This is a genomic window from Campylobacter majalis (genome assembly GCF_905120465.1).
In the GTDB taxonomy this organism is placed as follows: domain Bacteria; phylum Campylobacterota; class Campylobacteria; order Campylobacterales; family Campylobacteraceae; genus Campylobacter_A; species Campylobacter_A majalis.
The window spans coordinates 1-1,336 of the sequence record NZ_CAJHOF010000046.1 but is presented as its reverse complement, the minus strand read 5'-3'; the positions used below and the strand labels follow the sequence as shown (position 1 = coordinate 1,336).

General features: G+C 34.8%; 1 protein-coding gene. It reads left to right on the top strand.

The window, feature by feature from the left end; translation table 11 throughout:
* Nucleotides 1-1,324, top strand: a 1,324-nt coding sequence (locus tag LQU93_RS09840) for a ShlB/FhaC/HecB family hemolysin secretion/activation protein (protein ID WP_229933710.1), incomplete at its 5' end; no start/stop codon positions are given.
* Between the last annotated feature and the right edge of the window lie 12 nt (nt 1,325-1,336).

Genomic DNA, 1,336 nt, shown 5'->3' with positions numbered 1-1,336 from the left:
CATAAAACCCCTTAATCTAAAATCAAGAAAGATTAACTTAGATCTAAACCTAGGGGTCATAGATAAAATTTCAATCAACAATGATGATAACCAAAGACACAGAGCTATGCTATTTACTGGATTTGGTGAATTAGAACATAATAAAACACTAAACATAAGAGATATCGAACAAGCCTTAGAAAACATTCAAAACGCCACCATTGGAGATGTAGGCATATCACTTATCCCTTCAAACACTCCAAACTCAACAAATGTATTAATTACAAGAGATGCAAAAACACTTCCCATATATTTAAATTTTAACATTGATAACCACGGCTCTAAAGAGACTGGCAGATATCAAGCCTCATCTAGCATAAGCGGCACAAATCTAATGGGTTTTAATGAAATTTACACTCTATCTCTAAGCAAAGCCATACTAAACAATGAAAAAACAAGGCTAAATGATGAGAGCAAAAAGGGAAGCTCACATAACCACTATATAAATTTCAATATCCCATTTAGATATTTTAATCTAAGCTACACAAACTCACGCTACTCTTACTCTCAGATAATTGCTGGTGCAAATGGGCTTTATAAGTATAGTGGTGCTTCACGCAATCAAATGCTAGGGTTTAGCTATCTATTTTATAGAGATCAGAGTCTAAAAAGCAGTGCATTTGTAAATTTCTTTAAAAGAAATAGTAAAAACTATATAGATGAGTTTGAGTTAAAAAACCAAAGAAGGGTTAGTGCTGGATATGAGATAGGGTTTAAAAACCAAATAAATTTCACAAACTCACAGCTAAATAGCACAATTACATATAAGCGTGGCACTGGTATGCTAAGAGCTTTACCTGCACCAGAACAAAGCATAGGCGAAGGAAGTGCTAGGATGAAAATTTGGCTACTTGATCTAGGTTACAAAAAACAGCTAAATCAAAATCTAAGCTATGATGTAACCCTACATGCCCAGTATAATAAAACCCCACTTACCATACAAGATAGAGTAAGCATAGGTGGTCTTTATAGTGTTAGGGGATTTGATGGGCAGATGAGTCTAGTAGGACAAAAGGGTATTTATATAAGAAATAACCTAAACTACAACTATATAAACAATCACATAATCTATCTTGCCTTAGATGGCGGAGCAGTATATAGCAGCACATCAGGATATACTGGCTCAAACAAACTAGCTGGATATGGAGTTGGTTTAAAAGGAAGCCTAAGGCTACTAAGTCAAACAATTAGCTATGATCTATTAGCTCAAGCTCCAATATACAAACCAGAGCATTTTAAAACAGATAAGCTCAATCTAAGTTTTAGGGTTGGGGTTGGATGGTAGGGTGGAGGATTT